This window comes from Shinella oryzae (assembly GCF_023038235.1).
Classification (GTDB): Bacteria; Pseudomonadota; Alphaproteobacteria; order Rhizobiales; family Rhizobiaceae; genus Shinella; species Shinella sumterensis.
Map to the genome: position 1 here is coordinate 581,201 of NZ_CP081987.1, position 22,955 is coordinate 604,155.

The window sequence follows — 22,955 nt, forward strand, 5'->3', positions numbered from 1 at the left end:
TTCCGCACGGCGGCGAGAGACGGAAGCGATCATGGACGAAGACAAGGCACTCTACCCACCTGTGGACCCCTTCAAGGCGGGTGCGCTGGGCTGCTGCCCGCGCTGCGGCCAGGGCAAGCTCTTCGACGGGCTGCTCAAGGTGAAGCCGGCTTGCGCCAATTGCGGCCTCGATTATTCCTTCGCCGATTCGGGCGATGGGCCGGTCGTCTTCGTCATTCTGATCGTCGGCTTCATCGTGGTGGGCGCGGCACTGTGGACGGAGGTGAACATCAATCCGCCGCTCTGGGTGCATTTCTCGCTGTGGATCCCGCTCGTGATCGTGCTCGGCCTTGCGGTGACCCGTATCCTCAAGGGACTGCTCATCGCGCTGCAGTACCGCAACCATGCCCGCCCGGGTGAAATCGACCGTGGCTGAAGTGCCCGCGCATCCCGCGCCGCGGTCCGGCAAGGGCAGGGCGATCCTGACGGGCATCGCTTTCATGGCGGCGCTTGCCATCCTCCTGTCCCTTGGGACCTGGCAGGTCGAGCGCCTCCAGTGGAAGGAGAGGCTGCTCGCCGATATCGCGGAACGCCGCGTCGCGCCGCCTGTGACGCTCGGCGAGATCGAGGCGATGGCCGCGCGCGGCGAGGATATCGAATACCGCCCCGTCACCGTCACGGGCGTTTTCGCCAACAATCGCGAGCGGCATTTCTTTGCGACCTGGCGTGGCCAGACCGGCTATTACGTCTATACACCGCTCCAGCTGGCCGATGGCCGGTTCCTCTTCGTCAACCGCGGTTTCGTGCCCTACGAGGCGAAGGAACCGGAAATGCGCAAGCAGGGGCAACTGACCGGCGAGCAGACGGTGACGGGCCTTGCCCGCGCCCGCCTTGCCGAAAAGCCGTCGGCCATCGTGCCGGAAAACGACCTCGCCAAAAACATCTTCTACTGGAAGGATCTCGACGCGATGGCCGCCAGCACCGGCATCGCGGCCGACAGGCTGGTCCCGTTCTTCATCGATGCCGGCGATGCACCCAATCCGAAAGGCCTGCCGATCGGCGCCGTCACGCAGTTCGACCTGCCGAACAATCACCTGCAATATGCCCTGACATGGTATGGACTTGCCGCCGCGCTGGTGGGTGTGATGCTCTATGCGCGCTTCCGGCGAAAAGGTGATCGCCCGGAGGCCTGACCCAGGCCGGGCGCGGGAACGAAAGGACAAGCGCATGCAGATCCTCGCAAGCCTCCTCGTGGCGCTCGTCGCCCTCGAGCACATCTATATCCTCGTGCTCGAAATGTTTCTCTGGACGACGCCGCGGGGCCTGAAGGCCTTCGGCATGACGCCGGCGCAGGCCGAAGCGACGAAGACGCTCGCGGCCAATCAGGGCCTCTACAACGGCTTCCTCGCCGCCGGCCTTGTCTGGTCGTTGCTTCACCCCGATCCCGATGCCGCATTCCAGCTCAAGCTGTTTTTCCTTGGCTGTGTGGTGTTGGCCGGCCTATATGGGGGCGCAACGGCCTCACGGAAAATTTTCGTCATCCAGGCGCTTCCTGCGGCCATCGCCCTTGTTGCCGTCCTCATTGCCGGATAACCGATACGCATGACCGAGAACCGACCGGACTTGACCATCAGGCTTTGCGGCCCACGCGGCTTCTGCGCGGGTGTGGACCGCGCCATCCAGATCGTCGTGCTGGCGCTGAAGGCCTATGGCGCGCCCGTCTATGTGCGCCACGAGATCGTGCACAACCGCTATGTCGTGGAAGGCCTGGAAGCCAAGGGCGCGATCTTCGTGGAGGAACTCGACGAAATCCCGGCGGAACACCGCCAGCAGCCCGTGGTGTTTTCCGCCCATGGCGTGCCGAAATCCGTGCCGGCGGATGCCGAGGCGCGCAACCTCTTCTATCTCGATGCCACGTGTCCGCTCGTCTCCAAGGTCCACAAGCAGGCCATGCGCCACCAGCGCCTCGGCCGCCATGTCGTGCTGATTGGCCATGCCGGCCACCCGGAGGTCATCGGCACGATGGGCCAGCTGCCGGAAGGCACGGTCGATCTGATCGAGACGGTAGAGGACGCTGACCGCTACACCCCGCCCGATCCTGATAATCTCGGCTTCGTCACCCAGACCACGCTCTCGGTCGATGACACGGCCGGCGTCATCAAGCGCCTGCACGAGCGTTTCCCTAACCTCACGGCACCCGCCGCCGATTCGATCTGCTACGCCACCACCAACCGGCAGGAAGCGGTAAAGCAGGCCGCGCCCGGCTGCGATCTCTTCCTCATCGTCGGCGCGCCGAACTCGTCGAACTCCAAGCGCCTCGTCGAAGTGGCGCTGAGGGCAGGGGCGACGAAGTCCGTGCTCGTCCAGCGCGCCTCCGAGATCGACTGGGAGACGATCGGCGATATCCGCACGGTCGGCCTGTCGGCCGGCGCGTCCGCGCCCGAGGTCATCGTCAACGAGATCATCGAGGCGTTTCGCGCGCGCTACAATGCGGTCGTGGAACTTGCCGATACGGTCGAGGAAAACGAACACTTCCTCGTCAACCGCGAACTGCGCGCCATCGAACTCACCACCGCCGACATGGCCTTCGTCAATGGAGAATAAGGCTGGGATGGTATACGTCCCGGTTTCTCCTTCGTCTTTCCTTCAAGCCTGAGACCCGCCGTGGCCGTCTATACCGATATCACCGAAGACGATCTCTCCAGCTTCCTGACCGCCTATGATGCCGGCACGCTCCTGTCCTACAAGGGCATCGCGGAGGGCGTGGAGAATTCCAACTTCCTGCTGCACACCACCAAGGGCCCTTTCATCCTGACGCTTTACGAAAAGCGCGTGGATCGTAATGACCTGCCGTTCTTCCTCGGCCTGATGCACCACCTTGCGGAGCGCGGGCTGTCCTGCCCGCTGCCGCTGCCCCGCAAGGACGGCGCGCTGCTCGGGGAATTGTCCGGCCGTCCGGCCGCGATGATCTCGTTCCTGGAGGGCATGTGGCTGCGCAAGCCGTCCGCTCGCCATTGCCGGGAAGTCGGCATAGCGCTGGCGAAGATGCATCTCGCTGGCGACGGGTTCCAGATCAGGCGCGAGAACGCGCTTTCGGTCGAAGGGTGGCGGCCACTGTGGGAAAAATCCGCCGCGCGGGCCGATGAGGTCGAAGCCGGGCTTCAGAAGGAAATCGGCCAGGAACTGCACTATCTGGAGGCGCACTGGCCGGGCAACCTTCCGGAAGGCGTCATTCACGCCGATCTGTTTCCCGACAACGTGTTCTTCATCGGCGACGATCTTTCCGGCCTGATCGACTTCTATTTCGCCTGCAACGATTATCTCGCCTACGATGTCGCGATCTGCCTGAACGCCTGGTGCTTCGAGAAGGACGGCGCCTACAATCTCACCAAGGGCATGGCGCTGCTTACCGGCTACGAGAGCGTGCGCCCGCTCTGCGACGACGAGGCCGCGGCGCTGCCGCTGCTCGCGCGCGGATCGGCGATGCGCTTCTTCCTGACGCGGCTCTACGACTGGTTGATGACGCCGGCCGGCGCCCTTGTGGTGAAGAAGGACCCGCTGGAATATCTGCGCAAGCTGCGCTTCCACCGCGCGGTCGAAAACCCGGTCGAATACGGTCTTTCCCGATGAAGCATGTCGATATTTTCACGGACGGCGCCTGTTCGGGCAATCCGGGCCCCGGCGGCTGGGGCGCGGTGCTGCGCTATGGCGAGGTCGAGAAGGAGTTGAACGGCGGCGAGCCGCAGACCACCAACAACCGCATGGAACTGATGGCTGCCACCAATGCGCTGACCGCGCTGAAGACACCCTGCGAAGTCGATCTCTATACCGACTCGAAATATGTCATGGACGGCATTTCGAAGTGGATCTTCGGCTGGAAGAAGAACGGCTGGAAGACCGCCGACAAGAAGCCGGTGAAAAACGGCGATCTCTGGCAGGCGCTGGATGCCGCACGCCTGCGCCACAAGGTCGAGTGGCACTGGGTGAAGGGTCATGCCGGCCACCCGGAAAACGAACGCGCCGACGAACTCGCCCGCAAGGGCATGGCGCCGTTCAAGAAGGGTTGAACGCGCAGCTTTCGCGTGTTTTTGCATCGCAAAGAAAGAAGCCCGCCCGGTTTCCCGGACGGGCTTCTTTTTACCGCTGATCGATCGGCCTATTCGGCCGGGCTCGGCACCGGCTCGCGCACGCGGTTCGTGATCGAGAAGGCGAGGATCGCCGAGAGCAGCAGAAACGCGCCGACGATGAACATCGGCAGTTCGTAGACGCCGGTGGCATCCTTGACGCGGCCGGTGATGTAGGGCGCGGCGAAGCCGGCGACATTGCCGATCGTGTTGATGAGCGCGATGCCGGCGGCAGCGGCGGGCCCGCTGAGGAAGCGCGACGGAATGGCCCAGAAATTCGGCAGGGCGGAGAAGATCGCGCAGGCCGTGATGGTGATCATGAGGATCGTCGCTTCCGGCGAGTTCATGTAGAGGGCGGCCGGAATGCTGGCGGCGCCGACGAGTGCCGGGATGCCGATGTGCCAGGCGCGTACGCCCCGCTTGGCCGCGTCACGGCTCCAGAAGTAGAGCGCCACGGCGGCCGGCAGATAGGGGATCGCCGTTACGAGGCCCTTGTCGAACACGTCGAATTTGGTGGCGAACTTGGTTTCGAAGCCGGCGATGATGGTCGGCAGGAAGAAGGCAAGCGCATAAAGGCCGTAGACGAGCCCGAAATAGATCACGGAAAGCAGCCAGACGCGGCCGTCGGTGAGGGCGAGGCCCGTCATGCGGCCATGCGCGTTCTGCTTGACCTTTTCTTCCTGCGCCAGTGCGCCGTTCAGCCAGTCCTTCTCGTCCTTCGTCAGCCATTTCGCGTCGTTCGGCGTATCGGGCAGGTAGTACCACGTGACGATGCCGACGATGATGGCCGGAACCGCCACGCCGAAGAACATGATGCGCCAGCCTGCGAGGCCGAAGGCGCCGTGCATGTCGATGAGCAGGGCGGCCAGCGGCGCGCCGACGACGATCGTCAGCGGCTGGGCGAGATAGAAGAGCGCGAGGATCTTGTTGCGGTGGCGCGAGGGAACCCACATCGACAGGAAGAGAATGGCGCCCGGGAAGAAGCCGGCCTCGGCGACGCCGAGCAGGAAGCGGAGAATGTAGAGTTCCGTGGCGCTGGACACCCAGGTGAACAGCAGGGCGACGATGCCCCATGTCACCATGATGCGCGCCAGCCAGCGGCGGGCGCCGTATTTGTGAAGCGCGAGATTGCTCGGCACTTCAAGGATGATGTAGCCGAAGAAGAAGATGCCCGCGGCAAAGCCGAACTGGGCGGCCGTCAGCGCGAGATCCGTCGTCATTCCGTTCGGACCGGCAAACGAGATCGCGGTGCGGTCAAGGAAGTTGATGAAGAACATCAGGGCGATGAACGGCACCAGCCGCTTTGCCACTTTCGAAATGGCAGACTTTTCGGTCTGTGAAATTTCCTGAGATGCTGTAGCCATGAGGCCCCTCCCGTGTGCGTTGTCGGATGCAAGGGGGACGGGGAAAAATCCAGGTACTGCGCGTCCCACCCTGGTTTTCCGTGCGAAGGTTTGTTCCTCCCCCTCCGCAATACCCTCATCCCTACGGGGGATGACTTATGGCCACAATCGATTTATTCTCGTTAAGCTGTGATTTCAGATCACAGGTATAACGAGATAAGGAGCCGTTTGGCTTGCGTCCTTTGCCGTCACTCAACGCCCTGAAGGTCTTCGAGGCCGTGGCGCGCCATCGCTCCATGACGCGTGCCGCGGAGGAGCTTTGCGTCACGCACGGCGCGGTGAGCCGTCATATTCGCTCACTGGAAGAGACGCTCGGCGTGCTGCTTCTGTCGCGCGGCGCACGCACCAGCGAGCCGACGATGGAAGGCGCGCGCCTCGCGGAAGGCCTGGCGAGCGCCTTCGCCCTCATCGAGACGAGCATCGAGCGGGTCAGGCCCGGGCCACTGACGCTGTCCTGCTCGTCCTCCATCATGATGGAGTGGATCATTCCACGCATCGGGCGGTTTCACGCGCGCCATCCCCATGTCGAGGTCCAGTTCAACATGAACTACGACCGCATCGATTTCATGCGCGACAAGATCAGCATCGCCATCCGCGCCAGCGTCATCGAACCGCCGCCCGGTGCGGTGATCCGCGATCTCGGTGCCGAGGAGATCGGGCCCGTCTGCGCGCCCTCCTATCTCGCGCAATATCCGATTTCCGACCCGGCGGATCTTGTCGATGCCGCGCTCCTGGGAACGCGCACGCGCGCCCAGGCCTTCGCCGAGTGGCAGGCGGCGGCGGGCTGCGAGGCGCTTGCGCTGGAGCCGCGCTCCAGCTTCGCGCATTTCTATCTGCTGATTCAGGCGGCGATCTTCGGCCTCGGCGTGGCCATGGTGCCGCAGATGCTCGTTGCCGATCACATCGCCTCGAAAAGGCTCGTGGCGCCGCTCGGCTTCTGCCAGGGGCCACGCCGGCTGGTGCTGTGGATCGCCCCGCATCTCGCCGGGCATCCCGATACGCTGGCGCTCGAGCGATGGCTCATCCGCGAAATGCGGGTTCTGCCGCAAGGCTGATGCGGGCCACGGCGTCGGCTATGGCCCGCCCGATCAGATCAAAGCTGTTCGATCATGGCGGCGGCGGCTGACACCGTTGCCTGGCCGGGGCTTTCCTCGACGTTCAGCGTCTTCACCACGCCGTCTTCGACGAGCATCGAGTAACGCTTGGAGCGAACGCCGAGCGTGCCGGCGGAAAGGTCGATATCCATGCCCAGCGCCTTGGTGAAGGCAGCGTCCCAATCGGCGATGAAGCGCAGCTTGCCGGTGCCGCCCGTCGAGGTCGCCCAGGCGCCCATGACATGCTGGTCGTTGACGGCGACGACGACGATGTCATCGACGCCCTTGGCGAGGATCGCATCGCGGTTTTCCAGGTAGCCCGGCAGGTGGTTCAGCGAGCAGGTGGGGGTAAAGGCGCCCGGAACGGCGAAGAGCACGATGCGCTTGCCACCGAAAAGCTCGGCGGTCGAGACGTCGGCGGGACCGTCCGGCGTGCGCTCCTTGAGCTTGAGGTCGGGCAGCTTGTCTCCAACGGCAATGGTCACGGCGTCTCTCCTGTCTCTGTGATCGAAGCGGCCCGCAGGGGCCTGCCGCGGCACTATAGGGGAGGCTCATTCGATGGCAAGCGGGCTTTCCATCGTCCTCTTGCCGGCGCGCACCGTCAGCCGGATCGGGTCTTTCGCGAGATCGTAGACCTTCGGCTTGTTGAGCACGGGCACCTCCGCGACGAAGACATTGCCCTCGCGGCGCACGGGGCCGGCGGCGCCGAATTCGAAGGAGGACGAACCCGACAGGAAGACATCCGGCAGCGCGCCGTCGGCAGGCGCCTCGAAGCGTACGGAGATGCTCTTGTTGTCGGCGGCGAAGCGGCCGGAGAGCGGTTTGAAGCCGTCGCCCGCGCCATGCGGCAGGCTCGCCTCCGCATCGGCGATCGCGACTTCCTCCAGCGGATTGGCTAAAGCCTCGCCGCTGGCATCGGCCGTCAACTGCGCCTGCACGGGCACGCAGATCTCCTTGCAGACGCCGAGGAACACTGTCGCGGTGATCGCGCCATCGCCCGTTTTCGCATGGAGCGTCAGCGGCAGCCGCACGGGCGCATCGTAGCCCACGTAATGGGTTTCCTTGTCGCCCAGCCGGCGCGGGGCGGGGAAGCCGATGGATTTGAGTTCGGCGCCGCTGATGGAAACCGCAGGCGGGATGCCGCTGCCGCCCGGATCGCGCCAATAGGTCTTCCAGCCGTCATGCAGGCGAATGTCGAGCATGGCGCGCACTGTGCCGTCGGCCGCGCGCGGCAGCGTTACGAGGCGCACGTCGCCGCCCGGCGTCTCGAACCAGGGCGAGCTGGCGGAAAGCGCCGGGGATGCGGCGCAAAGCAGGAGGAAGGCTGCGACATTCAGGCGTTTCATGACGCACATTTAACGCCGGCCAAGGCGGCTTTCCAGCGGCAAACGCGCGCGTGGCGATCATAATAGCTTGATCGGCGCGAGCGCGGTTATGCGCCCGGCCCAAAAGAAGGCTTTTCATTTGGCGGCGAATTGGTAGGCTGGGTGCACTATGGCTATGTCGGTTCTGAAAAACAGACGCGAGCGCGGTTTCCTTGACGGTCAGTTCCTGATCGCCATGCCGGGTATGGCCGACGCGAATTTCGCCCGCACCGTGGTCTATATCTGCGCACATTCCGATGATGGCGCGATGGGCTTCGTCATCAACCGGCCGCAGCAGCTCAGCTTCTCGGACGTGCTGCTGCATCTGGAAATCGCCGACGAGGACGAGCTGATCCGCATGCCCGGCACCACGCGCGATTTCCCCATCCGCTGCGGCGGGCCGGTGGAGAGCGGTCGCGGCTTCGTGCTGCATTCCGACGACTACATGTCCGAATCGAGCATTCCCGTCAGCGACGATATTTGCCTCACGGCCACGCTCGATATCGTGCGCGCCATCTCGCACGGGCGAGGGCCACAGCGCGGACTGATGATGCTCGGCTACGCCGGCTGGGGCGCGGGACAGATCGAAAACGAAATCGGCGCGAATGGCTGGCTCACCTGCCCGGCGCAGGAAGAACTGATCTTCGACACCAATCTCGACAGCAAATACGAGCGGGCGCTCGCTCTCATGGGCATCACCCCCGCCATGCTGTCCACCGAGGCCGGCCACGCCTGAGCGACGTGGAATTTTAGCAGGACTGCGGGAACTACTTGCGAATAGCGCCGTTTGTAGAACGCGCCGCTGACGGCGTGTCTAACAAAGGGATTATCGCAATGGGCAGCACGAGCGACAAGATCAAGGGTACGGCAAACGAGCTGACCGGCAAGGCCAAGCAGGCCGCCGGCAAGGCCACGGACAATCCGAAGCTGCGCGCCGAAGGTGCCGCCCAGGAAGGCAAGGGCAAGGCCCAGAAGACCGTGGGCAAGGCCAAGGACGCCGTCAAGGGCGCGGTCGACCGCATGTAATCCGACGGGATGGCCGAGCCATTCCGCCATCGAATGAATGTATGCCCGTGCCGGTTTCCCGGCGCGGGCATTCTGTAGAACCCATTTTCCGGTATTGCCATGAAGCTCTTTACCTGCGCCACCTGCGGCCAGACGATTTATTTCGACAACCGGTTTTGTGTGCGCTGCGGCTCCGCGCTCGGCTTCCTGGCAGAGGACGTGACGCTCCATGCGCTGCTCCCGGCCGGAGAGGGGGTGTGGAACATAGCGGGGCGGGACGGTGCCTTCCGCTTCTGCGACAACGCCGCCCATGACGTCTGCAACTGGCTCGTGCCGGCGGATGGGCCGCATGCCTTCTGCGAAGCCTGCCGCCATAACCGCATCGTGCCCACTACCGATCCGCAGGGATTGGAACGCTGGCGGCGTATCGGCGCCGCACAGCGTCATCTGTTCTATTCCATCCTACGCTGGAACCTGCCGCGCCCGACGCGCGAAGACGACCCCGCCGGCGGCCTCGTCTTCGATTTCTTGGCCGACGAACTGGATGCGAACGGCAACGTCGTGAATGCGGCGATGACCGGCCATGAGGACGGCCTGATCAGCCTGCGGGCGGCGGAAGCCGACGATGCCGTGCGCGAAAGCGTGCGCGTTTCGATGGGCGAACCCTACCGCTCCCTGCTCGGCCATTTCCGCCACGAGATCGGTCATTTCTACTGGACGCAGCTCGTGCGCGACGATGCCCTGCTGGCGGAAGCGCGCCGCCTGTTCGGCGACGAGCGCGAGGACTATGCCGCCGCCCTCCAGCGCAATTATACGCAAGGCCCGCCGGCGGACTGGCAGCAGCGCTTCATCAGCACCTATGCCGCCGCGCATCCCGCCGAGGATTTCGCGGAATGCTGGGCGCATTTCTTCCATATCGTCGATACGCTGGAGACGGCCCGCAGCTTCGGCCTCAACACCGATCCGAAGGGGCACGAGGAACTGGAGGCCGAAGTGACCTTCGACCCCTACCGCGCCGCCAATGCCGGCCGCCTCGTCGAATCCTGGATCCCGCTCAGCGTCGCGCTGAATGCCATCCAGCGCTCGGTGGGACAGCCCGACAGCTACCCCTTCGTGCTGCCCCCGCCGGTTGTCGACAAGCTGGATTTCATCAACAGGCTGGTGAGAGGCAATAGGCAATAGAGAAGTTTCTCTCCCTATTGCCTAATTCCTACTGCCTAATTCCTCTCACGCCCTCTTCATCAGCGGGAAACGCTCCTTGAGCAGCCGCTGGACGGAATCGTAGCCGATCGGCGGGCCGAAGAGATAGCTCTGGCCGAACTCGCAACCCATATTGCCGAGCTCGATGGCATCCTCTTCGGACTCGATGCCTTCCGCGACAACCTGCATTTCCAGTTCGCGCGCCATCGAGATGACGGAACGCAGCAGCACGGTGCGCTTGTCCGAGCCGTCGCGCACCAGCGCCTTGTCGATCTTGATCGTGTCGAAGGGGAAGCGGGTCAGGTAGGACAGGGACGAATGGCCGGTTCCGAAATCGTCCAGCGCCAGGCCAAGGCCTAGGTCGCGCAGCTTGTTCAGGATCAGCCGCGCCTGTTCCGGGTTTTCCATAACGACGGATTCGGTGAGCTCCAGCTTGATCTTCTCGGGCTCGCAGCGCGTGCGGGCGAGCGCGGCGCGCACATCGTTGTAAAGCTCGTTGTTGAGAAGCTGCGAGCTGGAGAGATTGACGGAGACGAAGATCGGCAGCTCGCCGGTGTGCAACTGCCAGTCCATGAGGTCGCTCGCCGCCTTGTCGAAGGCGAAGAGGCCGAGCTGGCCGATGAGGTCCGACGCCTCGGCGATGGGAATGAACTCCGCCGGAGAAATATTGCCGCGCTTGGGGTGATCCCAGCGCATCAGCGCCTCGAAGCCGGCAATCTCCGCATCCTTGAGACGAACGATCGGCTGGTAGACGAGGGACAATTCCTTGCGCTCGATGGCGCGGCGCAGGTCCGTTTCGATCTGCAGGCGGTCCGCGCCGAAGGTGCGGAAGGCGGGGCGGAAGGGCTCGACGCGGTTGCCGCCGGCCTTCTTGGCCCGGTACATGGCAAGTTCGGCGTCGTTGAGAAGGCCCGCCGCATCCTCCTGCTGGTCGACCCAGGACACAAGGCCGATGGACGCCGTCAGGATGATTTCGCGCCCGCCGAAATTGATCGGGACCATGATCGCCTTGCTCACCGCATCCGCGAAATCCGCCACCTTGGCGGGATCGCGCTCCGACATCAGGATCAGGCCGAACTGGTCGCCGGAGAGGCGCGCCAGCGTGTCCTGCGGCCGCAGCAGGCGGCGGAGGCGCCGGGTCAGCGCAATCAGGATATTGTCGCCGGCGGCGATGCCGAGCGCATCGTTGACCTGCTTGTAGCGGTCGATGTCGATGGTCATCACCGTCGGGCGCACCGTATCCGAGCTTGACGTCAGCGACAGCATGGCCTGCAGGCGGTCGAGGAAGACCTGCCGGTTCGGCAGGCCCGTGAGGTTGTCGTGCAGCGCGTCCTGCAGCAGCCGGTCCACAGAGTTGCGCTGCTCGGTGATGTCGATGATCGTGCCCACACAGCGGATGATCTCGCCGTTGGCGCCCAGCACCGGCCGGGCGCGGATCGACAGCCAGTGGTAATGGCCGTCCTCGGCGCGCACGCGGAACTGATGGTTGAGCCGGCCCCGGCGATGCTCCAGCAGCACGTCGAGCGTGGCGCGGAAGCGGTCGCGGTCATCGGGATGAAGGCGCGGCAGCCAGTTGCGGGCGGGGCCGTGCATGACGCCGGGCGCAAGGCCGAGCTGGATGGAGATGTCGGGGATGGTCACGACGCGGTCGCGCGCCACGTCCCAGTCCCACACCGTATCGCCCGAGCCCGTCAGCGCCAGCGACTGGCGCTCGAGGTCGGAGAACAGGCCCTGGCTGTAGGCGCCGCCGGCAAAGGCGTGCTGCATGACCGTGAAGCCGATGAGCAGAACGATGAGCACGAGCCCACCGCCCAGCGCCGGCTGGATGATATCGTTGTTGAGCTGGCCGGTGACGGTGAGCCATGCGCCGAACAGCCAGACGAGGATCAGCGCCCAGGCCGGCACCAGCAGGATGGCACGGTCGTATCGGTTGAAGCCGAGATAGGCGATGAGCACGATACCCACCGTTCCCGTCAGCGCGAACGATAGACGTGCAATGCCGGCCGCGATCGGCGGATCGTAGATCGCCACGCCGAACAGCAGGCCGAGACCCAGGATCCAGGCGAGCGTCGCGTAGGAGAGATGCGCATGCCAGCGATTGAGGTTCAGATAGGTGAAGAGGAAGACGACGAGACCCGCGGCGAGGAACACCTCCGTTCCCGCGCGCCAGATGCGCTCGTCACCGGCGGTGATGCTGATGAGCTTGGACAGGAAGCCGAAATCAACGCAGATATAGCCGAGCACCGCCCAGGCCAGCGCCGCCGTTGCCGGAAGCATCGACGTGCCCTTCACCACGAAAAGGATCGTCAGGAAAACGGCGAGCAGGCCCGCGATGCCGAGCACGATGCCGCGATAGAGCGTGAAGGCGTTGACCGTGTCCTTGTAGGCATCCGGCGCCCAGAGATAGATCTGCGGCAGGTCGGGCGTGGCGAGCTCGGCGACGAAGGTCACCACGGAGCCGGGATCGAGCGTGATGCGGAAGACGTCCGCCTCGTCGCTCGGTTGGCGGTCCAGCGCGAAGCCCTGGCTCGGCGTAATCGAGATGATGCGCTTGGCGCCGAGGTCGGGCCAAAACAGCTTGGATTGCACGAGGCGGAAATGCGGGGCGACGATCAGGCGGTCGATCTGTTCGTCGGAAACGTTCGCGAGCGCGAAGACGGCCCAGTCGCCCTGGTGCGTGTCGGAGGTCGCGCGCACCTCGATGCGGCGCACGATGCCGTCGGTGCCGGGCGCGGTGGAAACCTGGAAGGCCTCGCCCCGGCCCGTATAGATCTCCGTCGTGGCGGTCAGGTCGAGGGCGGTATCGTCACGCGAGATCCGCACGGGCTCGACGGCAAACGCCTGCCCGGCGAGCGAGGCGAACAGCACCATCGCCGCCAGCAGGATGAAATATGAGGACCGGCTGGCACGCAGCGCGAGCGGCACGATTGAAGACGTCATTGAAAGCGCATTGTCCTTCGGTACTTGCCCAGTCCCGTCGCGCCCGGTGTCGCTCAGGGCCGCCTGTCGGCGGCCAGGAGCGAGAACATCACATGGTCGCGCCACTGCCCGTTTATCTTCAGATACTCCCGAAGGTAGCCTTCCCGCTGAAAGCCGGCCTTTTCAAGGAGGCGAATGCTTCTCGTATTGTCTGGAATACAGGCTGCCTCGATACGGTGCAACTGAAGGCTCGAAAAGATATAGGGAATGGCGAGCTTGAGCGCGCCGAACATGTGGCCCTTGCCGGCATGGCGCGCGCCCATCCAGTAGCCGATCATGCAGCACTGCGCCGCCCCGCGCCTGATATAGCCGACGGTCAGCCCGCCCAGCAGGGCATTGTCCTCGCGCGAAAAGACGAGCAGCGGAACGGCCTGGCCGGAGGAAAATTCCTGTTCATTGCGGATGACGCGGGCGCGAAAGGCGCTCTCGGTCAGTTCGTCGCCGCGCCATGTCGGCTCCCACGGCTCAAGAAACGCGCGGCTCTCCGAGCGCAGCGCATACCATTGCCGATAATCGTGGAAGCGGGGAAGGCGAAGAAGGTAGCCGTCGCCGGCAAGTTCGACCGTATCGGACTGCCGGGACAGAAACCGAAAAACCGACCTCGTCATGCAGCCCTCCGCGCGCGCCGGCTGGTGGCGCGCATTCGTCCGAGATTATGACGACAGCGTTACCGGCGTCAAATCCTGTTGGGAGGCCATTGGCTGCGAGACGGCCCGATTTGCCTTGCTATGCAAGATTCGCATGCCTGCGCTGAAAGCATGTGCATTTTAAGTAGGCACAGGAAAGGCTATATTTTCATCAACACAAAGGAGAGATGAACATGAACCTTTTCGCAAAGCTCAAGAAGAATGTAGCAGACCGCCGCGCCATCCGCGAACTCGGCGCTCTCGATGACCGCACCCTGCAGGACCTCGGCCTGACGCGCTCGAACATCCGCGCTGCCGTCAAGGGCGCAAGCGACATCATCTGATGCGGATTGCGGCAAGCGCCGCATCCCGTCGGACCGCCGGAACGCACCTCCAGGTTCCGGCCCATAACCCGCCCGCAAGGCGGGTTTTGTCGTTCTGGGCGCCCCATCAGAGGGGAGGCATGGCATGATCACGTGCTTCTGTGTGCCTCAGGCCGCTCAGCCGCCCGGCTTATCGAGCACGAAATAGGCGTAGCGCTCGTCATCGATGAGGTCGTCCTTGGGACGAAGCGAGATCGATACCGGCGTGAAGCCGGCGCGTTCGGCCCTCTGCCAGAAGTCGTCGATGCAATAGGTCGTCATGTTGGCGAGGTTCCGGCGGTAGCCCCATTGGCGGGACTTCGTCTTCCGGTCGGCCGTCTCGTATTTTATCTGGATGATCGCGGTCCCGCCGGGCCGCAGCACCCGGTTGGCGATGTCGAGGATGCGCTGGCCATGCTCCTGCGAGGGAAGCAGCTCGAAAACATAGGTGCAGAGAAAAACGTCCGCCGTGCCCGCCAAAGCGCCGGCCGCAGCCTCGGGATTGGACACGTCGGTCAGCACGGGTTGAAAGTTTTCCTGGCTCATGCTGCGCAGCACGGCGCCGCATTCGTCCAGCGTGGCCTGCGAGATGTCCACGCCGACGAAACTGGCTGTCACGGGCGCGAAATGCACCGCATTCGCGCCGCCGCCACACCCCCATTCGACGACACGCCCGACCGGCAGGCTGCGCCCCTGGAGCGTCAGGTGGTCGAGCATGAGCTTGAGATGCGGTTTTCCGAGTTCCAGCCAGACGCGCTCCGGCACACCTTCGCCGCCTTTCCAGTGGGAGTTGGAGTGGAAAGCCCGCTGGTTCACGTCGCTCCAGTATTTCTGGGCCTCGCGTGCACGGCTGCGCTCCGATTGCTGCACCGGCATGTGCTCGAGCAATGTATAGCCGGCGTATCGAAGCAGGTTTCTGGCGACTGCTCTCATCGACGTCTCCCCGTCGGGCGCGACAGACCCGGTTTGGGTACCATCGCTGCGATCGACGGGAAAGACCATCCACCGAAAGGAGGAGTGTCCGGTGGCTTTACGGCGTATGCGAGGTCTTCGAGGGGCCGCTAACTCGCGACCCGGTCGGGCACGCTGCCGCGCGCCAGCGAGCGCGTGATGTCGGCGGCCGGGACGAGGTGTTCCAGCGGGCCGATGGCCGAGATGGTCGGCACGGTATCGAAGAACAGGCGTCCGGCGAGATCCGTCAGGCGCTCGATGGTGATGCCTTCCAGGCGCTCCATCAGCTCCTCGTTGGGGATCGGGCGGCCGTACAGCATCATCTGGCGGGCGATCTGGCCGGCGCGGGCGGCCGGGCTTTCCTGGCCCATCAGCAGCTGGGCGCGGATCTGCGCGCGGGCGCGCTCGATTTCCTGCTGGTGGATGCTGTCGGAGGACTTCTTCAGCTCGTCGAAGATGACGGGCATCAGCTCCGGCAGGTTCTCGCCGCCCGTCGCGGCATGGATGCCGAAGATGCCGGTGTCGGAAAAGCCCCAGTGGAAGGCATAGATCGAATAACAGAGGCCGCGATGCTCGCGCACTTCCTGGAAGAGGCGCGAGGACATGCCGCCGCCCAGGATGTTGGCGAGGATCTGCGAGCAGTAGAAGTCGCGCGCATGATAGGCCTTGCCCTCGAAGCCGAGCAGCACCTGGGCATCCATCAGGTCGCGCGTCTCGCGAATGTCGCCGCCGGTATAGCGGGCGGGTTCGAAAACGGGCGAGATTTTCGGCGCGGTCGGAAGGCTGGAAAAGCGCTCCTCGACCTGGCGCACGAACTCGTCGTGCTTCACCGCACCCGCCGCGACGACGAACATGCGGTCCGTCGTATAGTTGCGGTCGAGATAGCTGCGGATTTCGCCGGGCGTGAAGGAGAGCACGGTCTCCGGCGTGCCGAGAATGGCGCGGCCGATGATCTGGTCGCGATAGGCGACCTCGGAGAACTTGTCGAAGACCACGTCGTCGGGCGTGTCGTTCGCCGCGCCGATTTCCTGCAGGATGACGTGCTTTTCGCGGCGAAGCTCTTCCTCGTCGAAGACGGATTCCGTCAAGATATCGGCGAGAATGTCGACCGCGAGCGGAACATGGTCCTTGAGCACGCGGGCATAGTAGGAGGTCGTCTCGGTCGAGGTGGCGGCGTTGACCTCGCCGCCGACATTCTCGATCTCCTCGGCGATCTGGCGGGCGGAGCGGCGCTCCGTGCCCTTGAAGGCCATGTGTTCCAGGAGGTGGGCGATGCCGTGCTCGTCCGTGGTTTCGTTGCGTGATCCGGACTTGATCCACACGCCGAGAGCGACGCTCTCGAGATGGGGCATGGCTTCCGTCACCACGGTCAACCCGGATGTAAGCCGGGTGCACTCAACTCTCATCATGCGCACTTTCTGCGTTCAGTCCCGCGCCCGCGTGTGTTTGCCGATGAAGTCTTCCACCGCATCGAGCTCAGCACCGAGCACGTCGAACCGCTCTTCCCTTTGCATCAGGTCAGCAAGCCACGACGGAAGCGCCGGGTCAATACCACTTGCGGATTTTACTGCGGCGGGGAATTTCGCCGGATGCGCGGTGGCGAGCGTCACCATCGGCGAACCGGGCTTTTCATGCTTGGCGGCAACGAACACGCCGATCGCCGAATGAGGATCGAGCAGGTAGCCGGTCTCGGCCAGCGTGGTCTTGATGGTCCTGGCGACCTCCTTCTCGGTGGCGCGGCCGGCACGGAACTTCTTGCGGATCGTCTTCAGCGCCTTTTCTTCGATCTCGAAGGCGTTGGACTGTTTCAGGCTCTCCATGGCGCGGCGCACCGCACCCGCATCGCGATCGAGGGCTTCGAACAGCAGGCGCTCGAAGTTGGAGGAAATCTGGATGTCCATGGAAGGCGAGGTGGTGGCCTTCACGCCCTTGATCTCGTAGCGGCCGGTCTTCAGCGTGCGGGCGAGAATGTCGTTCTCGTTGGTTGCGATGACCAGCTTGTCGATCGGCAGGCCCATGCGCTTTGCAGCATAGCCGGCGAAGATGTCGCCGAAATTGCCGGTCGGCACGGTAAACGAGATTTTCCGGTCCGGCCCGCCCAGCGCGACGGCGGTCGTGAAGTAGTAGACGATCTGGGCCATGATGCGCGCCCAGTTGATCGAGTTGACGCCGGACAGTTTTACGCTGTCGCGGAACTTGCCGTCATTGAACATCGCCTTCACGAGGTTCTGGCAGTCGTCGAAATTGCCCTTGATCGCCAGCGCGTGGACGTTCTTTTCCTTCGAGGTCGTCATCTGGCGCTGCTGCACCGGTGAGACCTTGCCTTCCGGGAAGAGGATGAAGATGTCGGTACGCTCGCGGCCGGCGAAGGCATCGATGGCCGCGCCGCCGGTATCGCCCGATGTCGCGCCGACGATGGTCGCGCGCTCGCCGCGGACGGCCAGCGCATGGTCCATCAGCCGCGCCAGCAGCTGCATGGCCACATCCTTGAAGGCGAGCGTCGTGCCGTGGAAGAGCTCCAGCACGAAGGAATTCGGGCCCGTCTGGACGACGGGCGCGATCGCCGGATGGCGGAACGTCGCATAGGCCTCGTCGATCATCGCGCGGAACTTGTCGGCGGGGATATCGCCTTCCACAAAGGGCGAAAGCACGGTGAAGGCGATGTCCTGGTAGGACTTGCCGCGCAGCGCGCGGATGTCCTTCTTCGAGAAGGTCGGCCATTCGCGCGGCACGTAGAGGCCGCCGTCACGGGCAAGGCCCGCCAGGAGCGCATCGGAGAAACCGAGGGAAGGGGCCTCGCCCCGCGTCGAAACATAGTCCACGTTCACACGTCCTTGGAATGGTTGGGCTGCGGGGCTTTGCCTGCGGCCGTTCGTGACGATGCCGTTCTGTCCGGCCCGCGATGGCGGACCTTTCGAAATTCTGCGGGCGATTTCATTCGACAATCGATTTTTCCCCGCGCCGCTGCTATAGACCATCGCCTGGGGTCGTGAAAAGGCCCGTAAAACGAGTTCCGAAAGGCTCGGACGCCGGAGGCGGGGCCTGATCGCAGGGGTAGACGTAACGTGTTTGGAATGACAATCCGCCGCTTTCTCGGCATCACCCTTCTCGCCACCGTCGCCGGTTGCAGCCAGTCCGACAAGCCTGTCAATCTCGGCGTGACCAGTGATCCCTCGGGCGTCGAGGCGGCAACGCAGCAGCAGACGCAGGTCGCCGTCATCCAGGGTTCGTGCCCGCAGGTCTACCTGCAGGATGGCACGGCCGTGCTCCAGCGTTACGCCAGGGGCGCCAAGGATGATCCGCAGAACCTCGCCTACCAGGTGACGCTTGCCGACACGACGCGCCAGTGCACGATCAATTCCAGCCAGCTCACCATCACCGTGATGGTGCAGGGCCGCGTCGTCGTCGGCCCGGCCGGCGCGTCGGGCACCGTGAACGTGCCGATCCGCGTCTCGGTGCTTGATGGCACCAACACGCTCTACAGCCAGCTGGTGCAGTATCCGGTCGCCATCCCGGCCGATGGCTCTGCGGGCCAGTTCGTCTTCAAGCAGGACAATATCGCCGTTCCCGGCGGCTCCGGCGGCTTCACGAAGGTCTATGTCGGCTTCGAGGACGGTCCGGCGAAAAAGCGCAAGTAAGCGCAGTCCAGATAAAAAGGCCGCGGTCGATCAGGACCGCGGCCTTTTTGTTTCCGGCAATCCGTACCGTCAGATCGCCTCGCTCCATTCGGCCAGTGCCGCGATGACGCCCGGCAGCTCCGTCATACGGGATATCACGGTTTCCGCGCCGGCTTCCGTCAGGCGGTCGGCATGGGAGGGATAGGTGTGCGAGGCGCCGGTGAAGCCGACGACACGCATGCCGGCGGCGCGGGCGCCCGTAATGCCGTGCACCGAATCCTCGACGACCAGCGTGCGCGCCGGATCGGCGCCGAACTGCTTGGCGCCATGCAGGAAAATATCAGGCTTCGGCTTCACCCGGTCCGGCCCAAGGTCCTTCGCCGAGTAGATGTAAGGGCCGAAGACCGGCTTCAGGCCGACCTTCGTCAGCATCATGTCCAGCCGGTGCGAGGAGGAGTTGGAGCAGATGCAATAGGGCTTGCGGATGCGCGACAGCATCTGCTTCACGCCGTCGATCACCTTCACCTCGGCTGCCAGGCGTGCATCGAGCAGCTTTTCCGACTTGTCGAGCAGCGATGCGGAAAGCGGGATGGCGGCCTCGCGCTCGATGGCGAGCAGGATGTTCTGCCAGGTCATGCCGGCAAAGCGCTCGCCCATCTCTTCCACGCTGATCGGATAACCCGCCTCCGTCAGCAGCCGGGATTCCACTTCCGCGGCGATGATTTCCGAATCGACCAGGACGCCGTCGCAGTCGAAGATGATGAGGTCGAAACCTTCCATGATGGGCTGTCTTTCAAACTGGCGGCGCCGGCAGGCGCATCACACCTTGCTTGCCGAAACCGGGAAAAGATCGGAGGGGGCGGGCAGGGCCCGCACGGTCCCGGCATCCCTACACGAAAGGGCCACCCGGGACAATTGCGGAGTGGTGGAAGGAGCTATGCGCGGCCGCCTGCCGAAAGGCTTCCCTGCGCCAGCCCTTCGGATCATGGAAACAGCGCCATGAACTTTCGTTCGCCTTCGCCGGTGAAGCGGACGGCGCGGCTGCCTTTTTCGCGTTTTGCCCAGCCGTCGGCGATGAAGCGGGCGAGCAGTGCCTCGCCCAGCGATCCCGCGAGATGCGAGCGTCGCTCGCTCCAGTCGAGACAGGTGCGGCAGACCGGGCGGCGCTGCGCCTTCAGCGCGGGCAGGTCGATGCCGAGTGCGGCCATGCGCGTCTCGCCTGCTGGCGTCAACGCGGCGTCATCGCCATCCAGCGTTACATCGCCGTCTGCCACCAGCCGGTCGAGCAGGCGCACGCCGTAGTCGCCGGCGAGATGGTTGTAGCAAACGCGCGCCTTGCGCAGCGCCGGGTCCTTCGGGCCGGGACGGGTGCGCAGATGGCCGCGGTTGGCTGCAAATCCCATGATGCTCTCGAGCAGCCGTCCGGCCTCGTCGTCGGCCAGCGCAAAATAGCGATGACGGCCCTGCTTGCGCTGGGCGATCAGTCCGCCGGCTTCCAGCTTTGCGAGATGGGCGCTTGCCGTTTGCAGCGTGACGCCCGCCGCACCGGCGAGCTCGCTCGCAGTCAGCGCCTGCCCGCCCATCAGCGCGGTCAGCATGTTGGCGCGGGCGGGATCGCCGATCAACGCGCCGATCTGGGAAATGTCCGGTCCTTCTTTCATACTTCGATGATAGCCGAAGCATTCGCGTCCGGCAATGTGGGAAAGCGAGGCATCGTCAACGAGGATAACACCATGATTACCTGCTTGATCCGCTACGAAATCGATCCTTTCCGCAGGGATGCCTTTGCCGCCTATGCCCGTAACTGGGGGCAGGCCATACCACGCTGCGGCGCGGACCTGATCGGCTATTTCGGTCCGCATGAAGGCTCCGCCACCGCGGCCTACGGCGTCTACAACATCGAAAGCCTCGCCGAATACGAAGCCTATCGCGCCCGCCTTGCCGCCGACCCGCTGGGCCGGGAGAACTACGATTTTGCACGACGCGAACGCTTCATCCTGCGGGAAGATCGCATCTTCCTGAAAAACCTCTCGCTGCCGCATGCACCCGGGGTGGCGTCATGATCGCGGTCATCTTCGAGGTGGTGCCCGCGCCGGGCCGCATGGACCTTTATCTGGACACTGCGCGGCATCTCAGCCCGCTGCTGGCGGAGGTCGACGGCTTCATTTCCATCGAGCGCTTCCGCAGCCTGACGGATCCGGCGCGCTTGCTGTCACTCTCCTACTGGCGCGACGAGGCGGCCGTGACGGCATGGCGGACCCGGGAGGAACACCGCGCGGCCCAGTCGATGGGCCGCGACGGCGTGCTGGACGCCTATCGTCTTCGTGTCGCCAGCGTGCTGCGTGACTACGGTCTCAACGACCGCAACGAGGCGCCGAAAGACAGCCAGGCCTTCCATGCGGCCTAGGCTCAGCCGGCCTATTCCACCGTCACTTCCGCGCGCTCGCCTGCCTTCACCGTGGCGGGCTTCTCCTTCGGTGCAATATCGCCCTCATATTTCACGGCGATCGCGTAGTCGCCGGCCGGAAGGGTTTCCTGCCATTCGGCGCCGTAGTGGTTCGAGACGGATTTGCGATTGCCCTGGATGTCTTTCTTGGCGCCGAAAATCTCGATGAAATTCGCGCCGGGCGCGGTGATCGCCAGGACCCCGGCATTGAGGTTGACCGACACATCGGCCATTTCCCCGGCCTTGATCGTGAAGGGGATTTCGGCCGTCGCCGCGCCGAGCTTGGCCGTCAGGACGTGATCGCCGGGCGGCACGTCGATCTTGCTGCCGGTGCCGTAACTGTAGCCGATCTGCTTGCGCGTTCCGTCGATGGCCTTGTTGGCGGCCACGACCTCGAAATAGACATCGCCGGAATCGACGGCCGGCCCGCCCTCGGCATAGATGGCGCTGTTCAGCACGGTGCCGGAACCGACGATGAGGTCGTGTTCCAGCTGCTCGCCCGCCTTCAGGGTAACGGTTTCCTCGACGGCGGTCGGGCCGACGGATCCCTTGAGTTTCACTTGCCCCGCCGCGGCATAGAATTTGGACGTGCCGTAATAGGTGGTGGTGTAGTCGCCGAAGGCGACGTCGACGCGGATTTCGCGGTCGTCCTCTGCTGCATCGGGCGTGCGCTTGGGATGCACGATCACCGTGCCGGCGTCGAAGTTGACGAAGGGCCTGGCGACGTCGCCGTCCTTGACCTCGAACGCGACCTGTTTTTCGATGACGCTGTCGAGCTTGGCGACGGCGACATATTTGCCGGCCGGGAAGTTCGCGGAATAGGCGCCCTTGTACTCGCTCGTCAGGTCGTCGCCGGTGCGCTGGCCGTTCTCATCGGCCTTGTAGACCAGCCATTGCACATGGTTGTCCTCACCGATCGACGGCCCGCCTTCCGAAAGCACGCTGTCGAAGAGTGTGTTGAATTCGACCGCCGGTTTGGCTTCGACCACCTCTTCCTGCGGCTTGGACATCGGCGCTTCGGCAACCGTCGCGGTGAGCGCGGCGACGAGCTGGGTGGCGTCCGAGGCCTGGAAATATTTGCCGCCGGTGTTTTCGGCGAGGCACGCGACCTTCTTGCCTTCCTCCGCCGTCAGCCCGAAGCCGACGACATGGGTGGTGAAGTCGACGCCCTTGCTTTCCAGCGCGGATGCAAGCGCGCAAGGATCGGCCTCGCAGGTCTCCAGCCCGTCCGTGACGAGCACGACCGTCGCCTTGTCCTCGGTGTATTTCAGGGCTTCCGCCGCCTCTTCCACGGCGTGGGTCAGCGGCGTCTTGCCCTTCGGGTTCAGGCCGGCGACGAAGGCGTTGATGGCATTCTCGGTGCCGGCGCCCGGCGGCACGGCAAGTTCGATGTCGCTGCACGACCCCTTCTCGCGATGCCCGTAGACCATCAGGCCGAGCTCGGAGCCCACAGGAACGGATTTCAGCACCGTCCCCAGCGTTTCGCGGGCGATGTCGATCTTCGTACGTCCGTTGATCTGGCCCCACATGGAACCGGAGGCATCCAGGACGATCATCGTCTTGTCGGCGGCGATGGCCTGGGTGGCGGCAACAAGCCCCGCCAGAAGCAGGAATGCAGCTTTCAGTCGCACATTTCTCTCCTCGTGATGTCGGGGGGCTCCCGCGCCGATTGCGGCGATATCGGAAAAAGACGTTCGGTAGCGGCCGTTTATTCGCATGTGCTTGAATGAAGCGGAAATCCCGTCTCGACGCGGTTTCGGCTTTTTCTTCAGGGCCTTCAGCCTTTGGTAACCATCTTCGGTAAC

General features: G+C 64.2%; 25 protein-coding genes. 14 read left to right on the top strand and 11 right to left on the bottom strand.

Annotation, left to right across the window (positions count from 1 at the left end; all coding sequences use genetic code 11):
- The first annotated feature begins 31 nt into the window (after positions 1-31).
- From K6301_RS02860 to rnhA, 6 genes are all read left to right on the top strand, one after another.
- Positions 32-415: a DUF983 domain-containing protein gene (locus tag K6301_RS02860; protein WP_247219176.1), complete on the top strand. Its 384-nt coding sequence runs from the start codon at positions 32-34 to the stop codon at positions 413-415.
- A gap of 64 nt (positions 416-479) precedes the next feature.
- Positions 480-1,172: an SURF1 family protein gene (locus tag K6301_RS02865; protein ID WP_247220464.1), complete on the top strand. Its 693-nt coding sequence runs from the start codon at positions 480-482 to the stop codon at positions 1,170-1,172.
- 34 nt (positions 1,173-1,206) lie between these two features.
- On the top strand, positions 1,207-1,572 hold the full coding sequence (locus K6301_RS02870; protein WP_247219177.1) for a DUF1304 domain-containing protein: 366 nt from the start codon (positions 1,207-1,209) through the stop codon (positions 1,570-1,572).
- 9 nt (positions 1,573-1,581) lie between these two features.
- Positions 1,582-2,583 (top strand): 4-hydroxy-3-methylbut-2-enyl diphosphate reductase, encoded by a 1,002-nt coding sequence (ispH, locus tag K6301_RS02875; RefSeq protein WP_134648873.1) that lies wholly within the window; start codon positions 1,582-1,584, stop codon positions 2,581-2,583.
- A gap of 60 nt (positions 2,584-2,643) precedes the next feature.
- Entirely contained in the window at positions 2,644-3,609 is a 966-nt protein-coding gene (locus tag K6301_RS02880) for a homoserine kinase (protein WP_247219178.1), read from the top strand.
- Positions 3,606-4,046 carry a ribonuclease HI gene (rnhA, locus tag K6301_RS02885; protein ID WP_160870767.1) on the top strand — a complete coding sequence of 147 codons (441 nt, stop codon included), beginning with the start codon at positions 3,606-3,608 and terminating at the stop codon, positions 4,044-4,046. Before K6301_RS02880 ends, rnhA begins: the two co-directional genes overlap by 4 nt.
- Positions 4,047-4,135: 89 nt before the next feature.
- On the opposite strand, the gene K6301_RS02890 is transcribed toward rnhA, so the two are convergent.
- Positions 4,136-5,467 (bottom strand): MFS transporter, encoded by a 1,332-nt coding sequence (locus K6301_RS02890; RefSeq protein WP_247219179.1) that lies wholly within the window; start codon positions 5,465-5,467, stop codon positions 4,136-4,138.
- A gap of 212 nt (positions 5,468-5,679) precedes the next feature.
- On the opposite strand from K6301_RS02890, the gene K6301_RS02895 reads away from it, so the two are divergent.
- Positions 5,680-6,561, top strand: coding sequence for a LysR substrate-binding domain-containing protein (locus K6301_RS02895; protein WP_247219180.1), 882 nt, complete (start codon positions 5,680-5,682; stop codon positions 6,559-6,561).
- Between the two features lie 38 nt (positions 6,562-6,599).
- Here the strand turns inward: K6301_RS02895 and K6301_RS02900 are convergent, their stop codons facing one another.
- Positions 6,600-7,085 carry a peroxiredoxin gene (locus tag K6301_RS02900; protein WP_247219181.1) on the bottom strand — a complete coding sequence of 162 codons (486 nt, stop codon included), beginning with the start codon at positions 7,083-7,085 and terminating at the stop codon, positions 6,600-6,602.
- A 66-nt stretch (positions 7,086-7,151) separates the two neighbouring features.
- On the bottom strand, positions 7,152-7,946 hold the full coding sequence (locus K6301_RS02905; protein WP_247219182.1) for a protein-disulfide reductase DsbD domain-containing protein: 795 nt from the start codon (positions 7,944-7,946) through the stop codon (positions 7,152-7,154).
- 148 nt (positions 7,947-8,094) lie between these two features.
- On the opposite strand from K6301_RS02905, the gene K6301_RS02910 reads away from it, so the two are divergent.
- From K6301_RS02910 to K6301_RS02920, 3 genes are all read left to right on the top strand, one after another.
- Positions 8,095-8,700 (top strand): YqgE/AlgH family protein, encoded by a 606-nt coding sequence (locus K6301_RS02910; protein ID WP_247219183.1) that lies wholly within the window; start codon positions 8,095-8,097, stop codon positions 8,698-8,700.
- Between the two features lie 98 nt (positions 8,701-8,798).
- Positions 8,799-8,990 carry a CsbD family protein gene (locus K6301_RS02915; RefSeq protein WP_160870771.1) on the top strand — a complete coding sequence of 64 codons (192 nt, stop codon included), beginning with the start codon at positions 8,799-8,801 and terminating at the stop codon, positions 8,988-8,990.
- Positions 8,991-9,089: 99 nt separating this feature from the next.
- The gene (locus K6301_RS02920; RefSeq protein ID WP_247219184.1) at positions 9,090-10,151 is read left to right on the top strand and encodes a zinc-binding metallopeptidase family protein; all 1,062 of its coding nucleotides are present in this window, start codon (positions 9,090-9,092) and stop codon (positions 10,149-10,151) included.
- A 45-nt stretch (positions 10,152-10,196) separates the two neighbouring features.
- On the opposite strand, the gene K6301_RS02925 is transcribed toward K6301_RS02920, so the two are convergent.
- Together K6301_RS02925 and K6301_RS02930 are read right to left on the bottom strand one after the other, a co-directional pair.
- Positions 10,197-13,109, bottom strand: coding sequence for a sensor domain-containing phosphodiesterase (locus K6301_RS02925; RefSeq protein ID WP_247219185.1), 2,913 nt, complete (start codon positions 13,107-13,109; stop codon positions 10,197-10,199).
- 53 nt (positions 13,110-13,162) lie between these two features.
- Positions 13,163-13,756 (bottom strand): GNAT family N-acetyltransferase, encoded by a 594-nt coding sequence (locus K6301_RS02930; protein WP_247219186.1) that lies wholly within the window; start codon positions 13,754-13,756, stop codon positions 13,163-13,165.
- 212 nt (positions 13,757-13,968) lie between these two features.
- On the opposite strand from K6301_RS02930, the gene K6301_RS02935 reads away from it, so the two are divergent.
- Positions 13,969-14,118, top strand: a complete 150-nt coding sequence (locus K6301_RS02935) for a DUF1127 domain-containing protein (protein WP_134648862.1) — start codon at positions 13,969-13,971, stop codon at positions 14,116-14,118.
- A 156-nt stretch (positions 14,119-14,274) separates the two neighbouring features.
- Here K6301_RS02935 and K6301_RS02940 read toward each other — a convergent pair whose 3' ends face one another.
- The 3 genes from K6301_RS02940 to thrC all read right to left on the bottom strand — a co-directional run bounded on the left by K6301_RS02940 (position 14,275) and on the right by thrC (position 17,909).
- On the bottom strand, positions 14,275-15,069 hold the full coding sequence (locus tag K6301_RS02940; RefSeq protein WP_247219187.1) for a class I SAM-dependent methyltransferase: 795 nt from the start codon (positions 15,067-15,069) through the stop codon (positions 14,275-14,277).
- A 128-nt stretch (positions 15,070-15,197) separates the two neighbouring features.
- Positions 15,198-16,493, bottom strand: a complete 1,296-nt coding sequence (locus tag K6301_RS02945; protein ID WP_247220466.1) for a M16 family metallopeptidase — start codon at positions 16,491-16,493, stop codon at positions 15,198-15,200.
- Between the two features lie 18 nt (positions 16,494-16,511).
- The gene (gene thrC, locus K6301_RS02950) at positions 16,512-17,909 is read right to left on the bottom strand and encodes a threonine synthase (RefSeq protein ID WP_247219188.1); all 1,398 of its coding nucleotides are present in this window, start codon (positions 17,907-17,909) and stop codon (positions 16,512-16,514) included.
- 252 nt (positions 17,910-18,161) lie between these two features.
- Between thrC and K6301_RS02955 the strand changes: the two genes are divergently transcribed.
- Positions 18,162-18,725: a hypothetical protein gene (locus tag K6301_RS02955; RefSeq protein ID WP_134649029.1), complete on the top strand. Its 564-nt coding sequence runs from the start codon at positions 18,162-18,164 to the stop codon at positions 18,723-18,725.
- 69 nt (positions 18,726-18,794) lie between these two features.
- On the opposite strand, the gene K6301_RS02960 is transcribed toward K6301_RS02955, so the two are convergent.
- Together K6301_RS02960 and K6301_RS02965 are read right to left on the bottom strand one after the other, a co-directional pair.
- Positions 18,795-19,484, bottom strand: coding sequence for an HAD family hydrolase (locus K6301_RS02960; protein WP_134648857.1), 690 nt, complete (start codon positions 19,482-19,484; stop codon positions 18,795-18,797).
- Positions 19,485-19,687: 203 nt separating this feature from the next.
- Positions 19,688-20,365 carry an ArsR/SmtB family transcription factor gene (locus tag K6301_RS02965; protein ID WP_247219189.1) on the bottom strand — a complete coding sequence of 226 codons (678 nt, stop codon included), beginning with the start codon at positions 20,363-20,365 and terminating at the stop codon, positions 19,688-19,690.
- 72 nt (positions 20,366-20,437) lie between these two features.
- Here K6301_RS02965 and K6301_RS02970 point away from each other — a divergent pair, with 72 nt between their 5' ends.
- Together K6301_RS02970 and K6301_RS02975 are read left to right on the top strand one after the other, a co-directional pair.
- On the top strand, positions 20,438-20,767 hold the full coding sequence (locus K6301_RS02970; protein ID WP_247219190.1) for an NIPSNAP family protein: 330 nt from the start codon (positions 20,438-20,440) through the stop codon (positions 20,765-20,767).
- Positions 20,764-21,111: an antibiotic biosynthesis monooxygenase family protein gene (locus tag K6301_RS02975; protein WP_247219191.1), complete on the top strand. Its 348-nt coding sequence runs from the start codon at positions 20,764-20,766 to the stop codon at positions 21,109-21,111. Before K6301_RS02970 ends, K6301_RS02975 begins: the two co-directional genes overlap by 4 nt.
- Before the next feature lie 11 nt (positions 21,112-21,122).
- On the opposite strand, the gene K6301_RS02980 is transcribed toward K6301_RS02975, so the two are convergent.
- Positions 21,123-22,781 (bottom strand): vWA domain-containing protein, encoded by a 1,659-nt coding sequence (locus K6301_RS02980; protein ID WP_247219192.1) that lies wholly within the window; start codon positions 22,779-22,781, stop codon positions 21,123-21,125.
- Between the last annotated feature and the right edge of the window lie 174 nt (positions 22,782-22,955).